Below are 24,221 nucleotides of genomic sequence, written 5' to 3'. Positions count from 1 at the left end.
TCCAAGCGTTTCTTTATTTAGTCTTGCAACGAAATGTCTAATTGTTTTAGATATTCGTCGATTAAGTCTTTTGAAGGGTCTGGAAGCCATTACGGTCATCCGTTGCCTGACTGTTAACCCTCATTGCGTGTCGATATTGTACTTGAAGCCCTTGGCCGTGTCTTCCAACCGATCGAGATGGATCGGCAACTGTTAATTTGCATACATGAAAAATAAAAACACTGCTATTGCAGATGATAGAAACGGCCAGGATGAGCAAGTGGCCAAATATTATCTTGCCGCTATCGTGGAATCTTCACAGGACTCGATCGTCACAATCGATTTGAACCGGGTTATAACAACCTGGAATAAGGCAGCCGAAAATCTGTACGGTTACAAAGCAAACGAAGTAATCGGCAAATCATTGGAAGCGGTCATGCTGCCGAAAGATATTGTTGAACTCATAGAAAACGTCGATAAAATACGGAATGAAGTTTCGGTTCCCATTTATGAAACGGTACGGCTGCATAAAAATGGAAAACAGGCTGACCTCCAGATCGCACTATCGCCGGTCAGAGATGCAACTGGTGCCGTAATCGGCATTTCCACCATTGCACGTGATGTTACCGCAGCTAAATTGCATGAGCAGCTAAAGGATGAATTTATTGCCGTGGCGAGCCATGAACTGAAAACACCCGTTACCAGTATCAAGGCCTATGCAGAACTACTGGTCCAAAAATTCAGTAATGCCCCGGACGGGACCAGTTTCTCCATGATGACGAAGTTAAACCGGCAAATCGACCGTTTGATAGAACTCATTAAAACCCTGCTTGATACCACAAAACTCTCAGCCGGAGAAGTGCTGTTGCAAATGGAGCGGTTTGACCTCGACGCCCTAATAGAAGAACAGATAGAATATCTTCAGCGCGCATCGCCTGAACACCAAATTATATTTAATGGTATCAAACCCCATCCGGTTGTTGCCGATAGAAAATTGATCGGCCAGGTGATTACCAACCTGGTCTCCAATGGTATAAAATATTCTCCTAAAGGGGGGCGGATTCTGGTTTCATTCATGCAAACGGATGAGGGGACCAGGGTGGATGTACAGGACTTTGGGGTTGGCATTCCGGAAGGATTGAACCATAAGATATTTGAAAGATATTTTCGCGTAAACGCCCCTCTGACTTCGAAGACACAGGGCATCGGGCTCGGTTTGTATATCACAGCCCAGATTGTCCGTCAGCATGGTGGCAGCATATCCGTAGACAGCGAAGAGGGCATTGGCTCTACATTTTCTTTCACGATACCTGACATAAGCGTAAACGAATCTGCCTCTGAATGAAACACATTGTAGTTGTGGAAGACGATCCCGGTATATTGGAGCCGATGACCATCATGTTGCAAAACGCGGGGTACCAGGTCACCTGTTTTTTTGACGGTTCTGCGATATTAACAGATGATTTCGACCTGCCCGATATGTTTATACTGGACAAACAATTACCGGGTATTGATGGCTTGGATCTCTGCAGGCATCTAAAAAATCAGGAGCAAACAAAAAATATACCGATCATCTTGCTATCCTGCAAGGTCGGGTATCAAGACGCTGGCTAAGGATGCAATGGCGGACGATGCCCTTGAAAAACCGTTCCAGATGAAAGAATTTCTGGAAATGGTCGCCAGGCATCTTAACCCAAGCAGCTAAAAGCTCGTTACGTGTTGATGTCGCAACTAACAGCGATTCCAATAGGCGTGGGTATGTATTCCAAGCATATCCGAGAAATTCACCCAACTCCTATATCGACTACCTCAACACCTTCCTCAAGTTAGGATTTAAAATAGTTTCCGATGGAAAATATGAATGGAAAATTGTTTCAATTCGACTATAACGTATTCATAAACAAAAATATTTACCATGGCAGAGAACAAAACACGTGTAACCCCATTTCTACACCTCAGCATTGGGGGCAACTGTAGTATCACAATATGAAATCGCTGAAGGAAAAATAGCCGCAAAGGTTGCTATAGAGGGCGCTGAATTTTATATAGGCGATGAAGAACCGCAGTTTGGCAATGTGTTTCCCCATTTAGATTCAGGCTGTTCCGTCAGGATAATTCTTACCACCCGGGATGCCGATAAGATTTTTGAAAATGCGCTGAAATCCGGAGCGAAACAGATTTGACCGATTACAACATCTTACATTCCTGTATCAACCCCGGTTTCCCGGCAGGACAGTCGCCCTTTTCATCCGGCATCAATTGTAATCGTTATGTCATAAACGGAGACTTGCCGTCACTTATTTATAATCACTCTAAATAAGGTTGTAGCTTTGTCCCATTGCAAAAGGAATAATACACGCAATAATAAAGACCTGCATGCCTGCCCAAAGCCATTGGGGCAGGCGTAGCAGGCACAATCCGAAGACGGCTGCTCGCGCTGGGCATGCATTACAGAAAAACCATGGACATTGATAACCTACACATACTGACCGAGAACGAAACCGGCTTCGTAAGTTTCAGGGAACGCGAAAACCTGATTTACGTTTCGTTCAAGAACATACTCCTCAACTTCACTTTGGGAGAATTCCAAGCATTCCGCACAATGGCCAAGTCGGTGGTCAGGGAGGAATACCTGCTGCCGTTTCCCAACGGTTCCAGGCGCATCATCATGCAGACCCCCTTTGAGGGTATCCATTTCTCCTTCGCCATCGAAGAAATCAATGTCCTGATCGATACGCTTGACGAAGCACACTATATGTACGAAATCAAGGGGCTGATAAGCAAACACTGAAATAATCGTATCGGTAGACCGGCACCTCAATACACGATACGTTAACTACAACAAAGAGAACTGATTCGCAGAGACACAGTTTTACTTCTTTTAGATAAATTTGTAATTTTGCATCCCTTCTTGAACTAAAGGATAATTTATGAGCAGATATAATGAATATCTAAAGCAGATTGTAGATAGAGAATCTCAGGGGCTTCACCCAATGCCAATTGATGATGCGGGCTTGATGCACGAGGTTATTGCACAAATCAAGGATGTAAACCATGAACACCGGAAAGATTCGCTCAATTTCTTCATTTATAATGTATTACCGGGAACCACAAGTGCGGCCCGTGTAAAGGCGAAATTTTTGAAGGAAATTATCCTTGGTGAATCCGAAGTAAAAGAAATTTCCCCGGAATTTGCTTTTGAGCAATTATCCCATATGAAGGGCGGGCCTTCAATCGAGGTCCTGCTGGATCTGGCATTGGGTGACGACATTGTTATCGCAAAAAATGCTGCGGAGGTATTGAAAACGCAAGTGTTTCTCTATGATGCCGATACAGACCGCTTGGCGAAAGCGTTCGGAAATGGTAGCCCTATCGCTAAAGCTATTCTTGAAAGTTATGCGAAAGCAGAGTTCTATACCAAATTGCCAGATATACCTGAAGAGATTGCGTTAGTAACTTTCGTTGCAGGCATCGGTGACATTTCTACAGACTTGCTTTCGCCGGGAAGTGACGCGCACTCCAGGTCTGACCGCGAGCTTCATGGCCAGTGCATGTTTGAGCACAATAAAGAACAACAGAAAGCGCTGCAGGCGCTTAAAGAAAAACATCCGGACAAAAGGGTGATGCTGGTGGCCGAAAAAGGCACGATGGGTGTAGGTTCTTCGAGAATGTCCGGGGTGAACAACGTCGCGCTGTGGATCGGTAAGCCGGCAAGCCCTTACGTGCCGTTCGTGAACATTGCGCCGGTGGTGGCGGGCACAAACGGTATTTCCCCGATATTCCTCACGACCGTCGGCGTAACGGGTGGGATTGGCATAGACCTTAAAAACTGGGCAAAAAAGTTCGACGAAAACAATAAGCTGGTAGTGGATGCGGACGGGCAGCCCGTTTTAGAGCAAGTCTATTCCGTGGATACCGGAACGGTCCTTACCATCAATACAAAAACCAAGAAGCTGTATAAAGACGGACAGGAGGTAATGGATGTGAGCTCGGCATTCACCCCGCAGAAGATCGAATTCATGAAAGCCGGGGGGTCTTACGCCATCGAATTTGGAAAAAAATTGCAGACGTTTGCCGCCAAGACCCTGGGTATCGTTGCGCCAACGGTATATGCCCCATCCAAAGAAATTTCGAATGAAGGGCAAGGGCTTACCGCCGTGGAAAAAATATTCAACAAAAATGCTGTTGGAACCTCCGGAGCGACCTTACATGCGGGTTCTTACGTCCGTGTAAAAGTAAATATCGTGGGTTCTCAGGATACGACCGGATTGATGACGGCCCAGGAGCTGGAGGCAATGGCTGCAACGGTGATTTCTCCAACAGTGGATGCTGGCTATCAATCTGGCTGCCACACGGCATCGGTTTGGGACAGTAAATCCCAGCAGAATATCCCCAAGCTGATGAAATTTATGAATGATTTTGGTCTTATCACGGCCCGGGACCCTAAAGGTATCTATCATTCGATGACCGATGTGATCCACAAGGTGCTTAATGATATCACGGTAGACGATTGGGCGATCATCATTGGCGGCGACTCACATACCCGGATGTCCAAAGGTGTTGCCTTCGGTGCGGACTCCGGTACGGTTGCGCTTGCATTGGCCACAGGTGAAGCATCGATGCCCATTCCTGAATCGGTAAAAGTGACGTTCAAAGGCAAAATGAAGGATCACCTGGATTTCCGCGATGTGGTGCATGCTACCCAATTGCAGATGCTCAAGGCATTTAATGGGGAAAATGTATTTCAGGGAAGGGTGATCGAGGTGCATATCGGTACCTTGCTTGCTGATCAGGCATTCACCTTCACCGATTGGACGGCCGAAATGAAGGCCAAAGCGTCTATCTGTATTTCCCAGCCGGATACCCTCATCGAATCATTGGAGATCGCAAAAGATCGCATCAAGATCATGATCGAAAAGGGCATGGATAATGAGAATCAAGTGCTTCAGGGCCTGATTGATAAAGCTGATAAACGGATCGATGAAATCAAATCGGGAGCAAAATCGCCACTGACGCCTGATGAAAACGCTAAGTATTATGCGGAATTTGCGGTAGACCTGGACAGCATTGATGAGCCCATGATTGCCGACCCTGACGTGCATAACGTGGATGCCTCCAAGCGATACACGCATGATACCATCCGGGATCTTACGTATTATGGCGGCGGGAAGCATGTAGACCTCGGTTTCGTTGGCTCCTGCATGGTACATAAAGGAGACATCAAGATTGTATCCAAAATGCTGAAAAACTTGGAGGAAGCATATGGACAGGTGGAATTCCAGGCTCCTTTGGTAGTGGCGGCCCCAACATATAATATCATAGACGAACTCAAAGAAGAGGGCGATTGGGACGTGCTGCAGAAATATTCCGGTTTTGAATTTGATGATGCCGCTCCCAAAACCACCGCCCGCACAACATATGACAACATCCTGTACCTGGAACGGCCGGGCTGTAACCTGTGTATGGGTAACCAGGAAAAGGCAGCGCAGGGCGATACCGTAATGGCTACATCTACGCGTCTCTTCCAGGGGCGTGTAGTCAAAGATTCGGACCGCAAGAAAGGGGAGTCATTATTGGCGTCTACCCCGGTAGTGGTACTTTCTGCCATCTTGGGAAGAACCCCTACCATTGATGAATATAAGACGGCTGTTAGGGGTATTAAGCTGACGCAGTTTTCACCGCCGATTAAAAATATGACTACGAGCCCGTCAATGGCTCATCAGATTTCCTTTTAGATTGCTCTACAATTGACGAAGTGGCGAGCCTAAGTAAAATACGATTCGGATGTGTGAGATCTCAACTGGAGGATTATATGACCGCTGCCATTTATATAAACGGCGTTGACCTCAGGATGATCATTGAAAAAATTGAGGCAGAACAATTGGCCAGGAAAGGCCTGCACATCCGAAACGGTTGCTATGAAGGGATCTCGTCCTTTATCGCCTTTGATAACCAGAATCATTTCCTATGTAAGACCCTGGATGACTATATCTATTCCAATCAACGATATACGCTATACGATTACAAGTATTCCGGCATTCCGGGCGACCACAGTCTTACCTGTAAAATAGCCATTGGACCCAAAGAGGTCATTTGGTATGACTTTAAAAACTTCTCTAAAGTGATTTCTTTTGAGTTGAACTACGGGGAACTTGAATTTCACTTCTGCGTAGACCAATACTTTGATGCAATAAATGCGGTTAGAAATAATACAGCGGGAAACATCTATTCATGAATTTAACGATGCTTCAAAAAGGATAAAGTACACTGGGAAGGTACTAAAAAAAAAGCACTTATGATCGATTCATAAATTCCCGACAGCCGTCGGGACGCGCTAACAAGCCGCTAATCCCCGCTACCGGCGATTAGCCACTCAATGTATTTCCGGCTCTTCTTGCGCTTGACTTCCAGCTCGCGCCGCCTCGCCTCCGCAAAGCTCCCGAACACCTCGTGGTATCTCAGTTCCCAGTCCGAAGCCGCCGAGGTATAATGAAAACGCCTGCCCGAATTGTGCTGGCTCAAACGGACCTGCAAATCCGACGTCGAACCCACGTAGTAACGATCCAAAGATGTGAATATAGAATGTATAGGTAATGCATAGGCCGAAAACAAGAACACCCGCACGTCGGCGGGTGCTTGGTGGAGGATACCGGATTCGAACCGGTGACCTCTTGCATGCCATGCAAGCGCTCTAGCCAGCTGAGCTAAACCCCCATATATTTTCTTCCTTCACTCTTGCTCCCCGGTGACCTTCCCGACCTCTGTCGGGACGCTCTAGCCAGCTGAGCTAAACCCCCATATATTTTCTTCCTTCATTCTTGCTCCCCGGTGACCTTCCCGACCTCTGTCGGGACCCGCTAGCCAGCTGAGCTAAACCCCCATATTTTGGGACTGCAAATATAGCGATTACCTCAACTTCTCCAAAAAGAAAGTATCTTTTTTACGGCACCAGATTACTTCAATCCCGCCGGCATCGGTTTTTCCAGCAGGTATTGGTAATAAAACCGGTACCGCTCTTTACGATCATATGCCGATTTCTCACGGGCAAAGCCATGTCGACTGCCGGGGTAAATCATCAGCTCGAAAGGCGTATCGCCATTAGTCAGCGCATCCACCAGCTGCGTGGTATTTTGCATGTGCACATTATCGTCCACATCACCGTGCAGTATACGCAACCGTCCCTTGTAATTTTTCACGTAGGTAAGCACCGATCCGTTTTTATACCCATCGGGGTTATCTTGAGGGGTATCCATATAGCGCTCCGTATAATGCGTATCATACAAGTCCCAGCTGGTCACCGGGGCGCCCGCAATGCCGTAATCGAAATAATCGGCACCCTTCGTCAACGCCAGGCAAGTCATGTAACCGCCGTAGCTATGGCCGGTGATGAGCAGCTTGTCTTTGGCCACCCAGGGCTTGTCCTTGAGCCATTTGGCGGCGGTGATGTAGTCTATCATCTCCCAATGGCCAAGGTTGCGATGCATCAGTGCCACCCCTTCCTTACCAAAATGGCCGGACGCGCGGTGATCCACACTGATTTGGATGATGCCCTCATTGGCCCAATGCTGGTGCTGGTTGGCAACGTCTTTCCACGTATTGCGCACCGTACCGGCATCCGGCCCACCATAGATGCTGAAAATCACGGGATATGGCTTGGTTTCATCAAAGTCCGTGGGCCACGTGATAGTGGCTGGCAGCGCATAGCCATCCGGTGTGGGGATGGTGATCAGTTCCGTTTTGGCATACTTATATTCGTCAAAATCGTCGGCCTTACTGTCTGCCAGTTCTTTGATGAGCTTGCCTTTATTGTCCAGCAGGGCTACCTTGGATGGCGTGCTCACGTTGGAATAGGTGGTAATGAAATGCTTGCCGTCGGGAGATACCGCCACTTGGTGGGTATAGTCGCCAAACGTAAGCCGCTGCATGTTTTTGCCACTGTAATCCACCCGGTAAAGATCAACCGTGGCCGAATGTTCTTTTCGGGCCGTGAAATAAACCACCTTGTTTTTTTCATCCACGAGCTCCAGGGCCGACACTTGCCATTTGCCCTCGGTAATGGGATTGACCAAGGTGCCATCCAGCGTATACAGGTAATAATGTGCCCACCCTGTTTTATCGCTTTTGAGGATATAATGTTTATTATCCTTCAAGTAGGTGATGCGCTCACTGTGGCTTAGGTCTATCCAGGCATTCTGGTGTTCGTCATAGATGGCGTTCTTGGAGCCTGTCTTGGGATCGACCTGATAGAATTTGAGATTGGTCTGGTCACGGTTCATCCATTGCACCATCAAGTTGCCACTGTCGAAACTCCAGTACGGCTCACCAAAGTACTGGTCGTCCTTTTCGTTGAAGTCTGCCCAGATGACATTGCCCCCCTCAACGGGGACAAAACCAACCCGCACTTCTGGATTGGGATCACCCGCTTTCGGATAACGTGTCTGTTCGAGGTAGCCGTGCTGGCCTTTGGCCCCATAAATCGGGAACATCGGCACCTGTGTATCATCAAACCGCATAAAGGCCAAGGTCTTGCTATCAGGAGACCACCAAAAGGCTTTATAGCGTGTAGCACGCCCTAAGATTTCCTCGAAATAGACCCAAGAGGCCCATCCGTTGTAAATCACGTCCGTAGCATCCGTGGTATAGCGGATTTCACGGCCACCAGATACCTGTATGGCATACAAGTCGTTATTACGGGTAAAGGCCACATATTGGTTGTCCGGAGAAAGCGTTGGATTCTTTTCTTCATCTTCCGGCGAGTGGGTCAACTGCCGTGCGGCATTGGCCCCCTGGCGGATGAAGATGTCGTTGTCCTGCACATACACATCCACATCGCTGCTTGGAGGTGGCGTGTATGGGTTGCGCTCACCCGTCTTGACGTGCACTTGGTATTGCTGCCGTGCCTGCACATCGGATTCGATATAATGGTCGGCATCCGCCCAACCGACTATCCGGTTGATAGGCTTGGTGAGTGAGGGCTTAGCGCCGAGGGATTGTTCCAAATCCAAGCGCTTGGTCTGCGCGGACAGCGAATGCCCCAATACGAGGAAAACGCCGATGGCAAGGTATATTTTTTTATGCATATGGATAATATTTGGGTTTTTCCAGTGAACCAACGTCGCTAAGGTAGGAAAATTTATAGTGCTTCGCACATTTAGCTCAGTTGTCGCATTAAATTTACGTTCGTTTGCTTACACGACCACATTTACAATCCGGCCTTTCACAAATATCACCTTCTTGACAGGCTTGCCTTCGAGGTAGCGCTGTATATCTTCATTTGTCAACACGGTCTGCTCCACATCCAACTGTTCCATATCCAGCGGCAACGTGAGGTTCATCCGCGTCTTTCCGTTGACGGAAATGGGGTATGAAAATTCGCTTTCCACCAGGTATTCAGGATTGAACGCTGGATAAGTCGCGTATGACAGGGTACCCGGCGCATTTCCCAGCATAGCCCACAACTCTTCGGTGATGTGTGGCGCATATGGATGCAGTACAATGCATAGGTCCTGCAAGATAGCCCGTTTGTTGCATTTCAGATCGGTCAGTTCATTCACGCAAATCATAAAGGATGACACGGAAGTATTGAACGAGAAACGCTCGATATCTTCTTCTACTTTCCTGATGATTTTATGCAACGCCTTCCATTCGGCTTTGCTGGGTGCCTCATCACTTACCGCAAAATCACCCTCGGCATTGTGGAACAGTTTCCAGAACTTACGCAGAAACTTATATACGCCTTCAATACCGTTGGTATTCCAGGGTTTACTCTGCTCCAGTGGCCCAAGGAACATTTCGTACATGCGCAGGGTATCGGCCCCATACTGTTCAATGATGTCATCGGGATTGACTACATTATATTTGGACTTGGACATTTTCTCCACTTCGTGGCCGCAAATGTATTTGCCATTTTCAAGGATAAACTCCGCATCGGCAAAGTCGGGCCGAAACTCACGGAATTTCTCCAGATCAAGCACGTCATTGCTCACGATGTTGACATCCACATGCAGCGCCACCGTGTGGTACTGGTCTTTCAAGCCATAAGACACAAAAGTGTTGGTTCCCCTACCCTGCTCATCCAATACGCGGTACACGAAATTGCTCCGGCCTTGGATCATCCCCTGGTTTATCAGTTTCTTAAAGGGCTCTTCTTCGGGCACATAGCCCATATCTTTGAGAAACTTATTCCAGAAGCGGCTGTACAGCAGGTGCCCTGTGGCGTGTTCGGATCCGCCGATGTATAAATCGACGTCGCGCCAATAAGAAATCGCTTCTTTTGATGCAAATTCTCCCGCATTCAGCGCATCCATATACCGGTACCAGTACCAGCTTGATCCTGCCCAACCGGGCATGGTGCTCAATTCGAACTCAAACGTGCCCCGGTATTTCCAATCTTTGGCCCGCCCCAGGGGCGGTTCACCGGTTTCCGTGGGCAGGTATTTATCTACCTCGGGGAGCAGCAGCGGCAGTTCGTCCACTTCGATCAGCTGCGGCAGCTCACCCCTGAAATATACCGGTACAGGCTCTCCCCAATAGCGCTGGCGCCCAAAAATGGCATCGCGCATGCGGTAATTGATGGTGGCCTTGCCTGCCCCGATGGATTCCAGCTTGGCTACCAGTGCCTGCACAGCTTCATGGTAAGTAAGGCCATTGATGATATCCGAATTGATATACCGCCCCTCCTTGGTAGGGTCTGCCTGCCCGTCGAGTTGCTGCGCATCCGAAATAGGGATGATGGGTAGGCCGAAGTGTACAGAAAATAGGTAATCGCGCTGGTCCCCGGACGGTACAGCCATCACGGCACCGGTACCGTATCCTGCCAACACATAATCGGCAATCCATATCGGGACATCCTTCCCCGTGAGGGGATGCACGGCATAACTACCCGTAAATGCACCCGAAACCGCTTTGACGTCGGCCATGCGATCCAGCTCGGATTTCTTTTTAGTCTGGGTAATATAGGCCTCCACTTGGGCCTTTTGCGCGGCGGTGGTGAGCGTTTCCACGAGCTCATGCTCCGGTGCGAGCACCAATGCATTCACGCCATAGATGGTGTCCACGCGCGTGGTAAACACCTCGATATACTGGCCATCGCCAAGCACGGGTACGCCAAACCGTACACTGGCACCTACGCTCTTACCTATCCAGTTGCGCTGCATTTCAACCAGCGGATCCGGCCAGTCGATGATCTCCAATCCCCGCAGCAGGCGCTCAGCATACGCCGTGATGCGCATACTCCATTGCATCATCTTTTTCTGCTCCACGGGATAGCCCCCGCGCTCGGACACGCCATTGATTACTTCATCATTGGCCAGCACCGTACCTAATGCCGCGCACCAGTTGACGGTACTCTCCCGCAGGTAAGCCAGCCGGTATTTCAGCAATTCACGTTGCTGTTGCGCTTCGCTGAAACTTGCCCATTCCGTTGCAGTAAACGCCAGGGTATCATCATCAGACACCGCGTTTAAACCGTGACTGCCGTGGGACGCAAAATGCGCGATAAGCGTCACAATGGGTTCGGCCTTATCAGTGGCCTTGTTATACCAGGCATTGAAAAGCTGCATGAATATCCATTGCGTCCATTTGTAAAAAGAAGGATCGCTTGTCCGTACTTCCCTTTCCCAATCGAAGGAAAAGCCGATGTTGTCCAGTTGCTCCCGATATCGCTTGATGTTGGCTTCCGTGGTGATGGCCGGATGCTGTCCGGTTTGGATGGCATATTGTTCTGCCGGAAGGCCAAATGAGTCATAGCCCATGGGATGGAGCACATTGAACCCTTTCAATCGTTTGTAACGGCTGAAAATATCCGAAGCAATGTACCCCAGCGGATGGCCCACATGCAGTCCGGCGCCGGAAGGATAGGGAAACATATCCAGCACATAATATTTGGGTTTGTCCGATATATTCGCTACGCGAAATGTATGGTTGTCTGCCCAGAATTTTTGCCACTTCTGCTCAATCGCACGGTGATGGTAATCCATAGAAACAAGGTATTGTATAAAGACGGCGAAAATACGATTTTTTGGCTTATGGTTGAAAGACTGCTTGCGTTTGTAAGTTATTTTCTCAAATACCATACGGCAAAAAAGAATTCGTCGACATTACGAAATCATTAACAAATCCACCTTGCCAGTAACAAAAAAGTGATAATTAGTATTACTAATTGCAGAATGTGTATTTTAGCGTCGATTATGTTGACGAGATTGTTATACTTTCTTGCATTAATTGCCTACATCAACACGATCTTCCACCAGGATGGGCATATACATGGCGATGATTCTTGCCAAGTAATCGACGGTACGCCATTAGTAGAGATCTTCCTCGAAGACCTGCTGGATATTCCCTGCGCCGGACAGGAAAACAAACGGGAGAGCGATTTCCAGTACGACGATTACCGGCCTGCCTCTTCAAAATGGATTTCCATTCCGCCACCAAAGGAACATATCGAACTCAATCCGTTACCTATAGTTGATATTTTCAACCAACAGCTCCGCTTAGGGCTGAATACCAAAATATCGCACCTAATAGGTTATTATGCCTTTCTTTTTCGATTAAAACCGTTTTAAGGTATAGTATTCGTTTAATGATGAGTCCAACTTCATTTCAACATTCTGGCGTAGCCTTGCGCTAATGTTATTTCAAGCTTCATCGTTATAACGCTACCAACGTATTAACCGTATTTTTTTGGGAGAGACAATTGCTAAACGCCGGTGGGTGATGCCCGAGGCGGGCATTGCATGGCGGCGCTTTGTGCTGAAAACGACTTTTATTTTAAAATAAACTAAAAACCATGGATATTAAATTAACGCTAATTTATCCGCTATTTGCATCCAGCTTACTGGCTGGCTTATTGGGCGGATGCGCCGTTGACGGCGGACAAACGGAAGATCAGGCAGATCAACAATCGATAACGACGACGCCCGTTATCGAAGTGGAAGCATTGGATACCACCATACACCAGGATTACGTGGCCAATATCCAAGCATTTAAAAATGTCGAGATCCGCAGTAGGCTTAGGGGATTTTTGGAGAAAATTTATATCGACGAGGGAAGTGAGGTGTCCCAAGGGCAGCCACTCTTCAAACTGAGCGATACAGAATATGCTTCTGACGTGGCCCGTTGTGAAGCGGTGCTCGAAAATGCCATTGCCGATGGGAAAACCATTTCCCTCGAAGTCGATCGCACGAAGTTGCTCGTCGAAAAAAATATTGTTTCGAAAACCGATTTGGAGGTGGCACAAGCCCAGTTGGCTGCGGCTGAATCCAAGATAAAAGAGGCCAAATCACTCTTGCAGCACGCCAAAGCACAGCTGGCCTACACAACCGTCCGTGCACCTTTTACGGGTAGAATCGATCGCATCCCATTGAAGGAAGGGAGTCTGCTGGATGAAGGCGCATTGCTGACTTCCATCTCGGATTTGCGCAATGTCTATGCTTATTTTGACATTTCCGAACAAGAATACCTCGGCATCGTAGCCAACGACAACATACGCACTGTCGACTTCAACATGCCGGTAACGCTGACCTTGGCGAATGGCACCGTTTATCCGTACACTGGTACTGCTGGATTTGCTGAAAATGAATTTGAAGAAACAACGGGTACCATATCCTTGCGGGCGCTTTTCCCCAATCCTGATGGATTGATTAAACACGCTGCCTCCGGCAAGGTCGGTGTGCCCCTGCAAAGCGGTGAAAACCTGGCCGTACACCAGAAATCAGTCTTCGAAATCCAAGACCGGACCTATGTGTATAAAGTGAAAGATGGGAAGACCTTGGTGATGACACCCTTCCGGGCAGGGCCACGTATCGGACATTATTACCTGGTCGAAGATGGATTGAGTGCCCGTGATACCATCGTGTTTGAAGGTGTCCAAAACTTAAGGGATGGCATGACCATATCACCGAAGATGACTTCTTTGGCTGATAATCAATTGGCTGCAAGCGGAACACAATAAACGTATCATTAGCTCACTTTGCTTCAAAAATCAGTAAGATGCTCGAAACATTCATTAAAAGGCCAGTGCTGTCGCTGGTCATTTCATTGCTTATCACTTTATTGGGAATACTCGCTTTATTCACCTTACCAGTCACCCAGTTTCCGGACATCGTACCCCCATCTGTGGTGGTCACTGCAAACTATACCGGTGCCAATGCCGAAGTATGTACAGACGCCGTGGCCATACCGCTTGAACGGGCCATCAATGGCGTGGCCGGGATGACGTACATGACTTCCGTCTCCACCAACAATGGCACGACGCTGATCCAGGTGTTTTTCAAAGTCGGCACGGATCCGGATATCGCCGCCGTAAACGTGCAAAACCGGGTAACCACGGTACTCGACGAATTGCCGGAAGAAGTCATCAAAGCCGGTGTGACCACGGAGAAAGAGGTCAACAGCATGCTGATGTACCTTAATGTATTCAGTGACGACCCGACTGCGGATGAGCGTTTCATCTATAACTTTACCGATATCAATATCCTGAAAGAACTGAAACGCATCGAAGGTGTGGGGTTTGCCCAAATCATGGGTGCCCGCGATTATGCGATGCGGGTATGGCTCAAGCCCGACCGGATGGCAGCATACGATATTTCCAGTGAAGAGGTCATCGCCGCCCTGCGTGCGCAAAATGTAGAAGCTGCCCCCGGACAGACGGGTATCGGCTCCGACCAACGGGTAAACATGCAACAATACGTGCTGCGCTACCCCGGCAAGTTCTCGGAGCCCGACCAATACCGGAATGTCCCCATCCGTGCCAATGCCGATGGTTCGATCCTCCGCATCCGGGATATCGCTGACGTAGAGTTCGGCTCGTTGGACTATGAAATGGAATCCCGCACGGATGGCCGCCCATCGGCATCCATCATGATGAAGCAACTGCCCGGTTCGAACGCGCAGGAAGTTATTGAAAATGTCAAGCAACGTATGACTGAACTACAGGAAACTTCATTCCCACCGGGCATGAAGTATACCGTCAGCTACGACGTTTCACGTTTTCTCGACGCCTCCATCAGCGAAGTCATCCGCACCCTTGTGGAAGCATTCCTGCTGGTCTTTCTTGTGGTGTTTATTTTCCTGCAAGATTTCCGCTCGACGTTGATACCTGCCCTGGCGGTGCCCGTATGCCTTATTGGTGCACTCTTTTTCATGCAACTGCTGGGCTTTTCCATCAACTTACTGACCCTCTTTGCGTTGGTACTGGCCATCGGTATCGTCGTAGACAATGCTATTGTGGTGGTAGAGGCCGTGCATGTCAAGATGGAGGAAGAGCACCTACCCCCCATGGAAGCGACGCTGGCTGCGATGAAGGAAATCGGTGGTGCCGTGGTGGCCATCACGCTGGTGATGTCTGCGGTATTCATACCTGTAGCGTTTCTCTCCGGTCCGGTGGGCATTTTCTATCGGCAATTTTCGCTGACATTAGCGGCCTCCATTGTGATATCGGGCATCAATGCACTCACATTGACACCGGCCCTCTGTGCACTCATTCTCAAGTCGCCACATGACAAGGCCGCTCCGAAAGGATGGCTGGCCGCGTTTTTCAAACGGTTTAATAATTGGTACAACCGGATCGCCATGCGGTATGCGGGTCTCATCGGCAAGATAGCGGGCAGGCGCACCGTGACCTTGGGCTTGCTCGTTGCGTTCTTCATTGCCACATGGGGAGCCAATAGCATCCTGCCCGCTGGATTCATCCCCACCGAAGACCAAGGGATGATTTACATCAATGTCACCACCCCGCCGGGTGCCACGGTAGACCGGACCATTGCCGTGCTCAACCAGGTCGATTCGATCAGCAGGCAGCATGAAGCTGTAGAGACCGTATCTACCCTCGCCGGATACAGCATCGTGACCGAGGTGTCCGGCGCTTCTTACGGCATGGGCATGATCAACCTAAAGGCGTGGGAAGATCGCAAGGCATCCGTAGATGATGTCATTGCATGGCTCGACGAACATACCGATCACCTGATGGATGCCAGTATCGAGTACTTTCCCCCACCCACGGTGCCGGGATTCGGCAATTCCAGCGGCTTCGAACTCCGCTTACTCGATCGATCCGGGGCTGACGACCTCAACCGCACCGCGGATGTGCTTTCAGATTTCATGATGGCCCTGGAAGAAGCGCCGGAAGTGGGCAATGCCTTTTCGACATTTGACCCGCGGTTTCCACAGTACCTCATTGAGGTAGACTATGACATTGCAGCTAAGAAGGGTATCAGTGTGGAAAACGCCATGCTCACGCTGCAAACCCTGATGGGCAGCTTCTATGCGACAAATTTTATCCGGTTTGGCCAAATGTACAAGGTGATGGTACAGGCTGGGCCGGGCTATCGCGAAAAGCCCGAAGATGTGCTCAAGCTGTATGTAAAAAATGACAGCGGCGAGATGGTGCCTTATTCATCGTTTGTGACCATGGAGCGGATATATGGGCCTGAGCAGGTCACCCGGTACAACATGTTTGCTGCCGCCCTCATCAGTGGCGACGCTGCTCCGGGATATAGCAGTGGGCAGGTCATTGAAGCCGTGGAGCGGGTGGCTGCGGCCACATTGCCCCAAGGCTACGGCATCGAATGGTCAGGCATGACGCGCGAGCAGATCCTATCGGGCAACCAGGCTATCTACGTGTTTGCGCTTTGCCTGTTGTTTGTCTACCTCATCCTCGCTGCCCAATACGAAAGCTTCCTCCTGCCACTGCCTGTCATCCTTTCGCTGCCGGCCGGGGTGTTCGGCGCATTCCTCTTCCTGAAGCTTCTGGGCCTTGAAAATAACATCTATGCACAGGTAGCGCTCGTCATGCTCATCGGCTTACTGGGCAAGAATGCCATCCTCATCGTGGAATATGCAATCCTTCGCCACAAGCAGGGCGCTACGCAATTGCAGGCAGCCATAGAGGGATCGGCGGCGCGCCTACGCCCGATATTGATGACGTCCTTTGCCTTTGTCGCGGGCCTCATCCCGCTGGCCATGGCTTCCGGTGCAGGTGCCCTGGGAAACCGATCCATCGGCACCACTGCCGTAGGAGGCATGGTGGTGGGTACGCTCATCGGCGTGATGGTTATTCCCGGGCTGTACGTACTATTTGCTTCTTCGAAAAAAAAGAAGATCAAAGTAGGCACGGCAGGCTTGGTAGTCATCGGCTGCCTCATCTTGCTATCAAGTTGTTCAACCAATAAGCAGCTACCTGACTACCAGCACCGCACGTTGCCCGTCAGCTACCACGGCAATACCGATACGGCCAACACGGCATATGTCAGCTGGCGCAATTTCTTCAATGACCCCAATTTGGTGGACCTTATCGATACGGCACTGGCCAACAACCCCGACATGGAAAAGGCCCTCCACCAAGTGGAGATTGCCCGTGCCAACCTAAGGCTCAGGAAGGCCAGCCTATTCCCCTCAGTAGACGCATTGGCCGAAGCCGGCCTGCGGAAATACGGCTTTTATACCATGGATGGCATTGGCAACTACGACACCAACTTCTCGGATAACCTCGATGAGGATGAAAAATTGCCAGATCCACTACCCGATTATTTCATCGGCTTGCGCACGTCATGGGAAATCGATCTGTGGGGAAAGCTGAAGAACCAAAAACGCGCTGCCTACCAACGGTTTCTTGCCTCGTATGAAGGTCGCAAGCTGATACAAACGGCATTGATAGAGGAAGTGACGCTGGCATACTATGATCTGCTGGCATTGGACAATGAACTGACCATCTTACGGAAAAACATCGGCCTCCAAGAAGAGGCGCTGGCCATCATCAACGTACAAAAAGATGCAGGCCGGGCCGACGAGCTGGGTGTTCAGCAGTTCAATGCCGTAGTGCATAATTCAAAGGGTAAGGAACAGGAAGTTCTTCAACAGATCACTGCAGCTGAAAACCACCTAAATTTTTTATTGGGCCGTTTCCATGGCGGAATTGCCCGGGACACCGCCGGATGGATGACCGATGCGTTCACGGACTCCCTTGTAGCAGGTATTCCTACCCAACTGATAGCACTCCGGCCCGATGTGAGGCAGGCGCAATTGGAATTGCTTGCTTCCGATGCCGATATGAAGGCTTCGAAAGCGGCTTTCCTACCGTCACTGGTGCTATCACCTTACGTGGGCTTCCAAGCGTTTGCTATTGATAAGTTCCTTATGGCTCCTACTTCTATCGCTTATGGCTTGTTGGGTGGTTTCATCGCCCCGGTATTCAACCAGCGTGCCATCCGATCAGCATACGAGGCTGCCAGTGCGGAATATGGAATGGCCTTCCAGGATTACGAGAAAACGGTCTTAAACGCCTGGAAAGAGGTGCAAACCAATTTGAAAGCCCAGGATTACATCAACCAACGCCGCGCGCACAACATTCAGGAGGTGAATGCGCTTTTAATGGCTGTGGATGCCGCTAATGAATTGTTTAAGGCTGGGCGGGCCACGTACCTGGATATCATTACTGCCCAGCGGAACGTGCTCGACGCGGAAATTAATCTGGTACAGACCCGCAGGGAAAAAGCCATCACCAAACTCTCGCTATATAAAGCCCTGGGCGGCGGCTGGCAATAAACACGAGGGGTAATCGGGCTGGCGTAAAATGAATTTATGCCAGCCCAATTGCATTTATATCAACGCAATTCGTTACTTTCGCAACGAAAACACCACGGCATATGGAAGTATATGAAGTAAGTACATCCTCGAAAAAGACCAAATCGGTATACATATCCACGGTCATCAGTATTGCCTTGGTATTGCTGATGACGGGCCTTTTGGGGTTAATCCTCGTACATGCAAAAAACTTATCCAATTATGTGAAGGAGAACATCGTCCTCAATATCATCATGAATGAAGGCGCAGGGGAAGGGAATGTGCTGGCCTTCCAAAAGGAACTGGAATCCGACCCTTATGTGCTTCGGTCACAATACATCAGCAAAGAACTGGCAGCCAACAACCTGTCTCAGGAATTGGGTGAGGATTTTGTTGAATTTTTGGGTCACAACCCACTGCTGTCTTCCATTGACATTTACCTCAAAGCGGAATATGCCAATACCGACAGTATCCAAACATTCATCAAAAAAGTCTCTGCCAATGAAATGGTGAAGGAAGTGGTCTACCAAGAGTCACTCATTGACATGGTCAACAAAAATATCCGTACCATCGGCATTGTCATCCTCGCGTTTACCGCGGTACTGCTGGTCATTGCTGTTGCACTGATCAATAACACCATTCGCCTGGCCATTTACTCCCAGCGGTTCCTGATCAAAAGCATGCAGATGGTAGGTGCTACCAAAGGATTCATCCGGCGGCCCTTTCTGGGCTATGGCGTCTTGCATGGCTTGCTTGGCGCACTCATTGCCATCTTATTGCTCTTACTCACCTTGCACCTTGGGCAACGTGAAATCCCTGAATTGGTGTTTTTACGCGATTGGTTTGAATTTATTGTCATATTTATTGTCGTAACTTTGCTTGGTATCCTCATTTCGGGATTGAGCACGTATTTTGCCGTCAGCAAGTATCTGCGCCTAAAGTCAAACGAATTATACAGATAATCACAGCATATGTCCTATAAAAAATCACAACCGTCCCAAAAGGCATCATTTGTATTTGGCAAACGGAACTACCAGTTTTTCTTGCTCAGCATCGCAGTCGTTTTGCTGGGCTTTATTTTGATGATGGGTACGTCGGATATTTATAGTTTTACCAAGATTACCCTCGCCCCCCTTGTGGTCGTCATCGGTTTTGCACTGGGTGTAGTATCCATTTTAATAAAGCCTAAAAATTCAGGTAACAGTCAATGACCTTATTTGAAGTGATTGTGCTGGCCATTGTGGAGGGCCTCACTGAATTTCTGCCGGTATCGTCAACCGGCCATATGATTATTGCGACGGCTTTAATGGGGGTATCTCCCACCCCATTCGTCAAGTTGTTTACCATCGCTATCCAGCTGGGCACCATTTTGTCTGTATTGGTATTGTATTATAAACGCTTTTTCCGGTCGCTCACTTTTTACTACAAGCTGGTGGTGGCGGCCATACCAGCGGTTATCCTGGGTTTTTTATTCAGCGACGCCATCGATGGTTTGCTTGAAAGCCCATTGGTAGTGGGCGTCACGCTCGTCATTGGCGGGATTATCTTGTTGTTTGTCGATAAGTGGTTCAACAAACCTTCCATCGATGACTCCGATGAAATCAACTATGGGCAGGCACTGAAAATCGGCTTATTCCAATGCCTTGCACTTATCCCCGGCATGTCCCGGTCGGCAAGCACGATTGTAGGGGGCATGACCCAGCAGCTTACCCGTAAGGCCGCTGCCGAATTTTCATTTTTTTTGGCCATCCCCATGATGTTTGGTGCCACCATACTCAAGCTGAAAGATTACTTCGATAATGGGAATGCGTTGAATGGATCGGAAATCAACCAGTTAATTATTGGAAATGCCATTGGCTTCATCGTGGCCATCATTGCCATCAAATCATTTATTGGTGTGGTTTCCAAATATGGATTCAAGGCATTTGGCTGGTACCGGATTATTGTAGGTGGCATCATCATTGCCCTGTTAGTCAGCGGACACAGCTTGCAGATTTTATGATGGAAATTTCCCGCCCAACGTTTAACTTTGCTGAAGGCGAAGTGCTGTTGATCGATAAGCCGCTCCGGTGGACCAGCTTTGATGTGATACGGAAAATACGCAGTGCCATGAAGCCCTTGAACGTGAAAGTGGGGCATGCAGGTACGCTTGATCCCTTAGCCACCGGCTTGCTTATCGTTTGTACGGGCAAATTCACCAAGCGCATTGACGAATTCCAGGCCCAGGAAAAGGAATATACAGGCACCATTACGTTGGGTGCCACCACACCATCCTATGACTTGGAGCGCGATATTGACCAGCGATTTGACATATCGGGTATTACGGACGAGCAAATCAGGAAAATGGCAACCGCTTTCGTTGGCAAAATTGAGCAGGTGCCACCTGCCCATTCAGCTGTAAAAATGGATGGCGAGCGGGTGTATGAAAAAGCACGGCGCGGCGAGACTGTGGAAGTGAAACCCCGTACTGTACATATTCACGCGTTTGAAATCTTGAATATTGACCTACCAAATGTTGAGTTCAGGGTGGTATGCAGCAAAGGCACCTACATCCGTTCGCTGGCACACGACTTTGGCAAAGCACTGGATAATGGGGCGCACCTTAGCTGTTTGCGGCGAACAAAAAGCGGCAACTTCCATGTAGGACAAGCCTGGCAGGTGGCTGACTTGGTGAAATACATAAAGGACTTTACCTTTGCAGCATCAGATGAAGATATACAAAAATCTTGAGGATTTCATTCCACTGGAAAACGCAGTGGTGACCATCGGTACTTTTGATGGTGTGCACGTAGGGCATCAGAAAATATTGAGTACGCTAAAAGAAAGTGCAAAAGCGATCGGTGGTGAAACGGTATTGCTGACGTTTTTCCCGCACCCGCGCATGATTCTGCACCCGGAAGACGATAGTTTGAGGCTCATCAACGACATCGAAGAAAAGGTACAGCAGCTCGCTGACGCAGGCATTGACCACCTCATCATTACCCCCTTCACCCGCGATTTTTCCAACCAATCACCGGAGGAATACATCCGTGAAGTCCTCGTAGACCGAATAGGCACCAAAAAGATCGTCATCGGCTACGACCACCGTTTCGGTAAGGACCGTAGTGGATCGCTGAATGACTTGCTTGGCCATGCGGAGATATACGGTTATACGGTGGAAGAAATCCCAGAGCAGGACATTAACGACGTGGCGGTCTCATCAACCAAGATTCGCGAAGCGCTCATTAAGGGCGATATCAATACGGCAAACAGCTATTTGGGGTATCCCTTCCAATTGACGGGCATGGTCATCCGTGGCAATCAGTTGGGACGGAATATCGGTTACCCCACGGCAAATTTACAAGTACATGAAAGCCATAAGCTTATCCCGGCTTATGGCATCTATGCCGTGGAGGCAGCCATCATTGAACCCATCAAGATTAAAACCGGCCCCTATTCGCCAAACTTGCCGGAACGTGTTTTACAAGGGATGGGGTACATCGGTACCCGGCCAACCGTAGACGGTGTAGGCCGGAGCATCGAAATACACCTCTTTGACTTCAACGAAGATATTTACGGGAAGACACTACGCGTCAAATTCCTCCACTTCATCCGGCATGACCAATGGTTTGAAACCATGCAGGAATTGATCGACCAGATGGCCGTAGACGAGAAAAAAGTGCGCGCTTTTTTTACGCACTGAAATACGCCCGCACGTTCTTTCCTTCCACCCAATTCATATATGCGCGGTTGACTACCCGATTGCCACCAGGTGTCGGATAGTCGCCGGAGAAGTACCAGTCTCCTTTGTGATCCGGGCAAGCGATGTGCAGGTTTTCCAGCTTTTGGTAAATCACCTCTACCTCGGCGTTGATATGGGTGCCCCGGATAATGCCGGCAATTTCCTTGGAAATTTCCTCATCGGTAAAAGGCGCATAGATGGCCTTTACGTAGTTTTCCACCTCATCTTTGGGCAGTTCCAATGAGGCGAGGCACTTGCGGTACACCTCTTCCACCACATTACCCATCCCCCTTTTGTACAACAGCGAAACTGCCGCTTCAAAAGCGACAAATTCGCCTAAACGGGACATGTCAATACCATAACAATCGGGGTAGCGAATTTGCGGTGCAGATGAAACGATGATGATTTTCCTGGGATTGAGGCGGTCGAGGATGGTTAGGATACTTTGTTTCAGCGTGGTTCCTCTTACAATGGAATCATCTACCGCCACAATGGTGTCTTGATGGTCTTTGACGATGCCATAGGTCGTGTCATACACGTGCTGTACCATATCCTGCCGATCTGCATCCTGGGTGATGAATGTACGCAGTTTGGCATCTTTAATATTCAATTTTTCAAACCTCGGCGCTATGCTCAGCATCTCATTCAACTCGTCATCCGAAATCTTGTCTGCACGGTTGAGCAACGTGTCTTTCTGAAGCTTGCGCACATAAGCATTGATACCTTCTTCAAGTCCATAAAATGCTACTTCCGCGGTATTCGGAATGTAGGAGAATACCGTGTTTTTGATATCATAATTGATAGCATCCAATATTTGCGGGCAAAGCAAGTGTCCCAAATGCTTACGTTCCTGATAGATAGCAGCATCGCTACCCCGGGAAAAATAAATGCGTTCAAACGAGCACGATTTCTTTTCCGCAGGTTCCCTGAACATTTCCTCGGTAATTGAGCCGTCTTTTTTCACAATCAATGCATAGCCGGGCTTTACTTCGTTGATTTCTTCAAATTTCACATTGAACGCGGTTTGGATGGCTGGCCTTTCGGATGCCACCACGACCACTTCATCATTGACATAGTAATAAGCAGGTCGGATACCCACCGGATCGCGCATAACAAAGGCATCGCCATGGCCAACTATTCCGCTGATGGTATAACCACCATCCCAGTTTTTGGCTGATTTGCGCAAAATCCGTGCGACATCGAGGTGTTCGGCAATCAGTGCACTGATTTCTACATTACTATAGCCTTGCCGCTTGAATTTATCAAACTGTTCCTGGTTTTCGGAATCAAGGAAGTGACCGATTTTTTCCAGCACGGTCACCGTATCTGCCTTTTCCTTGGGGTGTTGGCCCAGCTCATATAATTGCTCAAGCAATTCGTCCACATTGGTCATGTTGAAATTGCCTGCGATGACCAAATTACGGGTCATCCAGTTATTCTGCCGCAGGAAAGGGTGGCAATTCTCGATGCTATTTTTGCCATGGGTGCCATACCGGAGGTGTCCCATGAGCACTTCACCCGTAAAGCTCACATTATCTTTGAGCCATTGGGCATTGGCAAACCTATCCGGATAGGCGCGCTGCACCGCGGCAAACTTTTTCTGCACATATTCAAAGATATCGGCCACGGCATTCGGTGCCATGGAGCGATAGCGGCTGATGTAGCGGTTACCGGGTTTCACGTCAAGCTTGATGGTGGCAATACCAGCGCCGTCCTGTCCACGGTTGTGCTGCTTTTCCATCAATAAGTACAGCTTGTTTATACCATATAAGGCCGTACCATATTTTTCCTGATAATAAGAAAGGGGTTTTAACAGGCGAACCAGTGCGATACCGCACTCATGTTTTATTGCGTCACTCATGTTATGCGTTTGAGTGCTGCAAAGATACACAATTTTTAAATAATTGTGTTGCAACTTGGTTTTCTTAACTTACATTAAGATTCTGGCTGATGACATTCAAAA

General features: G+C 48.8%; 18 protein-coding genes and 1 tRNA gene. 14 read left to right on the top strand and 5 right to left on the bottom strand.

Annotated elements, in window-relative coordinates:
* Positions 1–205 precede the first annotated feature (205 nt).
* The 6 genes from BMW65_RS13110 (at position 206) to BMW65_RS13085 (ending at position 6,214) form a co-directional block, all read left to right on the top strand.
* Positions 206–1,324 (top strand): sensor histidine kinase, encoded by a 1,119-nt coding sequence (locus BMW65_RS13110; RefSeq protein WP_090605989.1) that lies wholly within the window; start codon positions 206–208, stop codon positions 1,322–1,324.
* Positions 1,321–1,593: a response regulator gene (locus BMW65_RS13105; protein ID WP_090605988.1), complete on the top strand. Its 273-nt coding sequence runs from the start codon at positions 1,321–1,323 to the stop codon at positions 1,591–1,593. Before BMW65_RS13110 ends, BMW65_RS13105 begins: the two co-directional genes overlap by 4 nt.
* A 347-nt stretch (positions 1,594–1,940) precedes the next feature.
* Positions 1,941–2,162: a VOC family protein gene (locus BMW65_RS24185; RefSeq protein ID WP_090605986.1), complete on the top strand. Its 222-nt coding sequence runs from the start codon at positions 1,941–1,943 to the stop codon at positions 2,160–2,162.
* Between the two features lie 278 nt (positions 2,163–2,440).
* A complete protein-coding gene (locus tag BMW65_RS13095; protein ID WP_090605985.1) occupies positions 2,441–2,770 on the top strand; it encodes a DUF6686 family protein in 330 nt (109 codons plus the stop codon).
* Between the two features lie 139 nt (positions 2,771–2,909).
* Positions 2,910–5,714, top strand: a complete 2,805-nt coding sequence (locus BMW65_RS13090; RefSeq protein WP_090605983.1) for a bifunctional aconitate hydratase 2/2-methylisocitrate dehydratase — start codon at positions 2,910–2,912, stop codon at positions 5,712–5,714.
* Between the two features lie 116 nt (positions 5,715–5,830).
* Complete coding sequence (locus BMW65_RS13085; RefSeq protein WP_090605981.1) at positions 5,831–6,214, top strand: hypothetical protein; 384 nt, start codon at positions 5,831–5,833, stop codon at positions 6,212–6,214.
* A 110-nt stretch (positions 6,215–6,324) separates the two neighbouring features.
* On the opposite strand, the gene BMW65_RS13080 is transcribed toward BMW65_RS13085, so the two are convergent.
* The 4 genes from BMW65_RS13080 to leuS all read right to left on the bottom strand — a co-directional run bounded on the left by BMW65_RS13080 (position 6,325) and on the right by leuS (position 11,957).
* The gene (locus BMW65_RS13080; protein WP_177181116.1) at positions 6,325–6,546 is read right to left on the bottom strand and encodes a GIY-YIG nuclease family protein; all 222 of its coding nucleotides are present in this window, start codon (positions 6,544–6,546) and stop codon (positions 6,325–6,327) included.
* 70 nt (positions 6,547–6,616) lie between these two features.
* Positions 6,617–6,693: transfer RNA gene (locus tag BMW65_RS13075), tRNA-Ala, on the bottom strand.
* 239 nt (positions 6,694–6,932) lie between these two features.
* The gene (locus BMW65_RS13070) at positions 6,933–9,059 is read right to left on the bottom strand and encodes a S9 family peptidase (protein ID WP_090605978.1); all 2,127 of its coding nucleotides are present in this window, start codon (positions 9,057–9,059) and stop codon (positions 6,933–6,935) included.
* 108 nt (positions 9,060–9,167) lie between these two features.
* On the bottom strand, positions 9,168–11,957 hold the full coding sequence (gene leuS, locus BMW65_RS13065; RefSeq protein ID WP_090606041.1) for a leucine--tRNA ligase: 2,790 nt from the start codon (positions 11,955–11,957) through the stop codon (positions 9,168–9,170).
* A 210-nt stretch (positions 11,958–12,167) separates the two neighbouring features.
* On the opposite strand from leuS, the gene BMW65_RS13060 reads away from it, so the two are divergent.
* The 8 genes from BMW65_RS13060 to BMW65_RS13025 all read left to right on the top strand — a co-directional run bounded on the left by BMW65_RS13060 (position 12,168) and on the right by BMW65_RS13025 (position 22,219).
* The gene (locus BMW65_RS13060) at positions 12,168–12,542 is read left to right on the top strand and encodes a hypothetical protein (RefSeq protein WP_090605977.1); all 375 of its coding nucleotides are present in this window, start codon (positions 12,168–12,170) and stop codon (positions 12,540–12,542) included.
* A gap of 224 nt (positions 12,543–12,766) precedes the next feature.
* Positions 12,767–13,930 carry an efflux RND transporter periplasmic adaptor subunit gene (locus BMW65_RS13055; RefSeq protein WP_090605975.1) on the top strand — a complete coding sequence of 388 codons (1,164 nt, stop codon included), beginning with the start codon at positions 12,767–12,769 and terminating at the stop codon, positions 13,928–13,930.
* Between the two features lie 38 nt (positions 13,931–13,968).
* A complete protein-coding gene (locus BMW65_RS13050) occupies positions 13,969–18,519 on the top strand; it encodes an efflux RND transporter permease subunit (protein ID WP_090605974.1) in 4,551 nt (1,516 codons plus the stop codon).
* Between the two features lie 101 nt (positions 18,520–18,620).
* Positions 18,621–19,499, top strand: coding sequence for a cell division protein FtsX (locus BMW65_RS13045; RefSeq protein ID WP_090605972.1), 879 nt, complete (start codon positions 18,621–18,623; stop codon positions 19,497–19,499).
* Positions 19,500–19,508: 9 nt separating this feature from the next.
* Positions 19,509–19,748: a DUF3098 domain-containing protein gene (locus BMW65_RS13040; protein WP_090605971.1), complete on the top strand. Its 240-nt coding sequence runs from the start codon at positions 19,509–19,511 to the stop codon at positions 19,746–19,748.
* Positions 19,745–20,539 carry an undecaprenyl-diphosphate phosphatase gene (locus tag BMW65_RS13035; RefSeq protein ID WP_090605969.1) on the top strand — a complete coding sequence of 265 codons (795 nt, stop codon included), beginning with the start codon at positions 19,745–19,747 and terminating at the stop codon, positions 20,537–20,539. The genes BMW65_RS13040 and BMW65_RS13035 overlap by 4 nt, the downstream gene beginning before the upstream one ends.
* A complete protein-coding gene (gene truB, locus BMW65_RS13030) occupies positions 20,536–21,267 on the top strand; it encodes a tRNA pseudouridine(55) synthase TruB (protein WP_090605968.1) in 732 nt (243 codons plus the stop codon). The genes BMW65_RS13035 and truB overlap by 4 nt, the downstream gene beginning before the upstream one ends.
* Entirely contained in the window at positions 21,245–22,219 is a 975-nt protein-coding gene (locus BMW65_RS13025) for a bifunctional riboflavin kinase/FAD synthetase (protein ID WP_090605966.1), read from the top strand. The genes truB and BMW65_RS13025 overlap by 23 nt, the downstream gene beginning before the upstream one ends.
* Here BMW65_RS13025 and BMW65_RS13020 read toward each other — a convergent pair.
* Complete coding sequence (locus BMW65_RS13020) at positions 22,209–24,119, bottom strand: amidophosphoribosyltransferase (RefSeq protein ID WP_090605965.1); 1,911 nt, start codon at positions 24,117–24,119, stop codon at positions 22,209–22,211. The two genes, BMW65_RS13025 and BMW65_RS13020, sit on opposite strands and share 11 nt — an antisense overlap.
* Positions 24,120–24,221: the final 102 nt, after the last annotated feature.

It is taken from the genome of Parapedobacter koreensis (assembly GCF_900109365.1).
GTDB lineage: Bacteria > Bacteroidota > Bacteroidia > Sphingobacteriales > Sphingobacteriaceae > Parapedobacter > Parapedobacter koreensis.
This window is presented reverse-complemented; position numbering and strand designations above follow the sequence as displayed.

Coding starts and splice junctions, on each gene's coding strand:
- BMW65_RS13110 (WP_090605989.1), top strand. CDS start 206: ATGAAAAATAAAAACACTGCTATTGCAGATGATAGAAACGGCCAGGAT.
- BMW65_RS13105 (WP_090605988.1), top strand. CDS start 1,321: ATGAAACACATTGTAGTTGTGGAAGACGATCCCGGTATATTGGAGCCG.
- BMW65_RS13095 (WP_090605985.1), top strand. CDS start 2,441: ATGGACATTGATAACCTACACATACTGACCGAGAACGAAACCGGCTTC.
- BMW65_RS13090 (WP_090605983.1), top strand. CDS start 2,910: ATGAGCAGATATAATGAATATCTAAAGCAGATTGTAGATAGAGAATCT.
- BMW65_RS13085 (WP_090605981.1), top strand. CDS start 5,831: ATGATCATTGAAAAAATTGAGGCAGAACAATTGGCCAGGAAAGGCCTG.
- BMW65_RS13070 (WP_090605978.1), bottom strand. CDS start 9,059: ATGCATAAAAAAATATACCTTGCCATCGGCGTTTTCCTCGTATTGGGG.
- leuS (WP_090606041.1), bottom strand. CDS start 11,957: ATGGATTACCATCACCGTGCGATTGAGCAGAAGTGGCAAAAATTCTGG.
- BMW65_RS13060 (WP_090605977.1), top strand. CDS start 12,168: ATGTTGACGAGATTGTTATACTTTCTTGCATTAATTGCCTACATCAAC.
- BMW65_RS13055 (WP_090605975.1), top strand. CDS start 12,767: ATGGATATTAAATTAACGCTAATTTATCCGCTATTTGCATCCAGCTTA.
- BMW65_RS13050 (WP_090605974.1), top strand. CDS start 13,969: ATGCTCGAAACATTCATTAAAAGGCCAGTGCTGTCGCTGGTCATTTCA.
- BMW65_RS13045 (WP_090605972.1), top strand. CDS start 18,621: ATGGAAGTATATGAAGTAAGTACATCCTCGAAAAAGACCAAATCGGTA.
- BMW65_RS13040 (WP_090605971.1), top strand. CDS start 19,509: ATGTCCTATAAAAAATCACAACCGTCCCAAAAGGCATCATTTGTATTT.
- BMW65_RS13035 (WP_090605969.1), top strand. CDS start 19,745: ATGACCTTATTTGAAGTGATTGTGCTGGCCATTGTGGAGGGCCTCACT.
- truB (WP_090605968.1), top strand. CDS start 20,536: ATGATGGAAATTTCCCGCCCAACGTTTAACTTTGCTGAAGGCGAAGTG.
- BMW65_RS13025 (WP_090605966.1), top strand. CDS start 21,245: ATGAAGATATACAAAAATCTTGAGGATTTCATTCCACTGGAAAACGCA.
- BMW65_RS13020 (WP_090605965.1), bottom strand. CDS start 24,119: ATGAGTGACGCAATAAAACATGAGTGCGGTATCGCACTGGTTCGCCTG.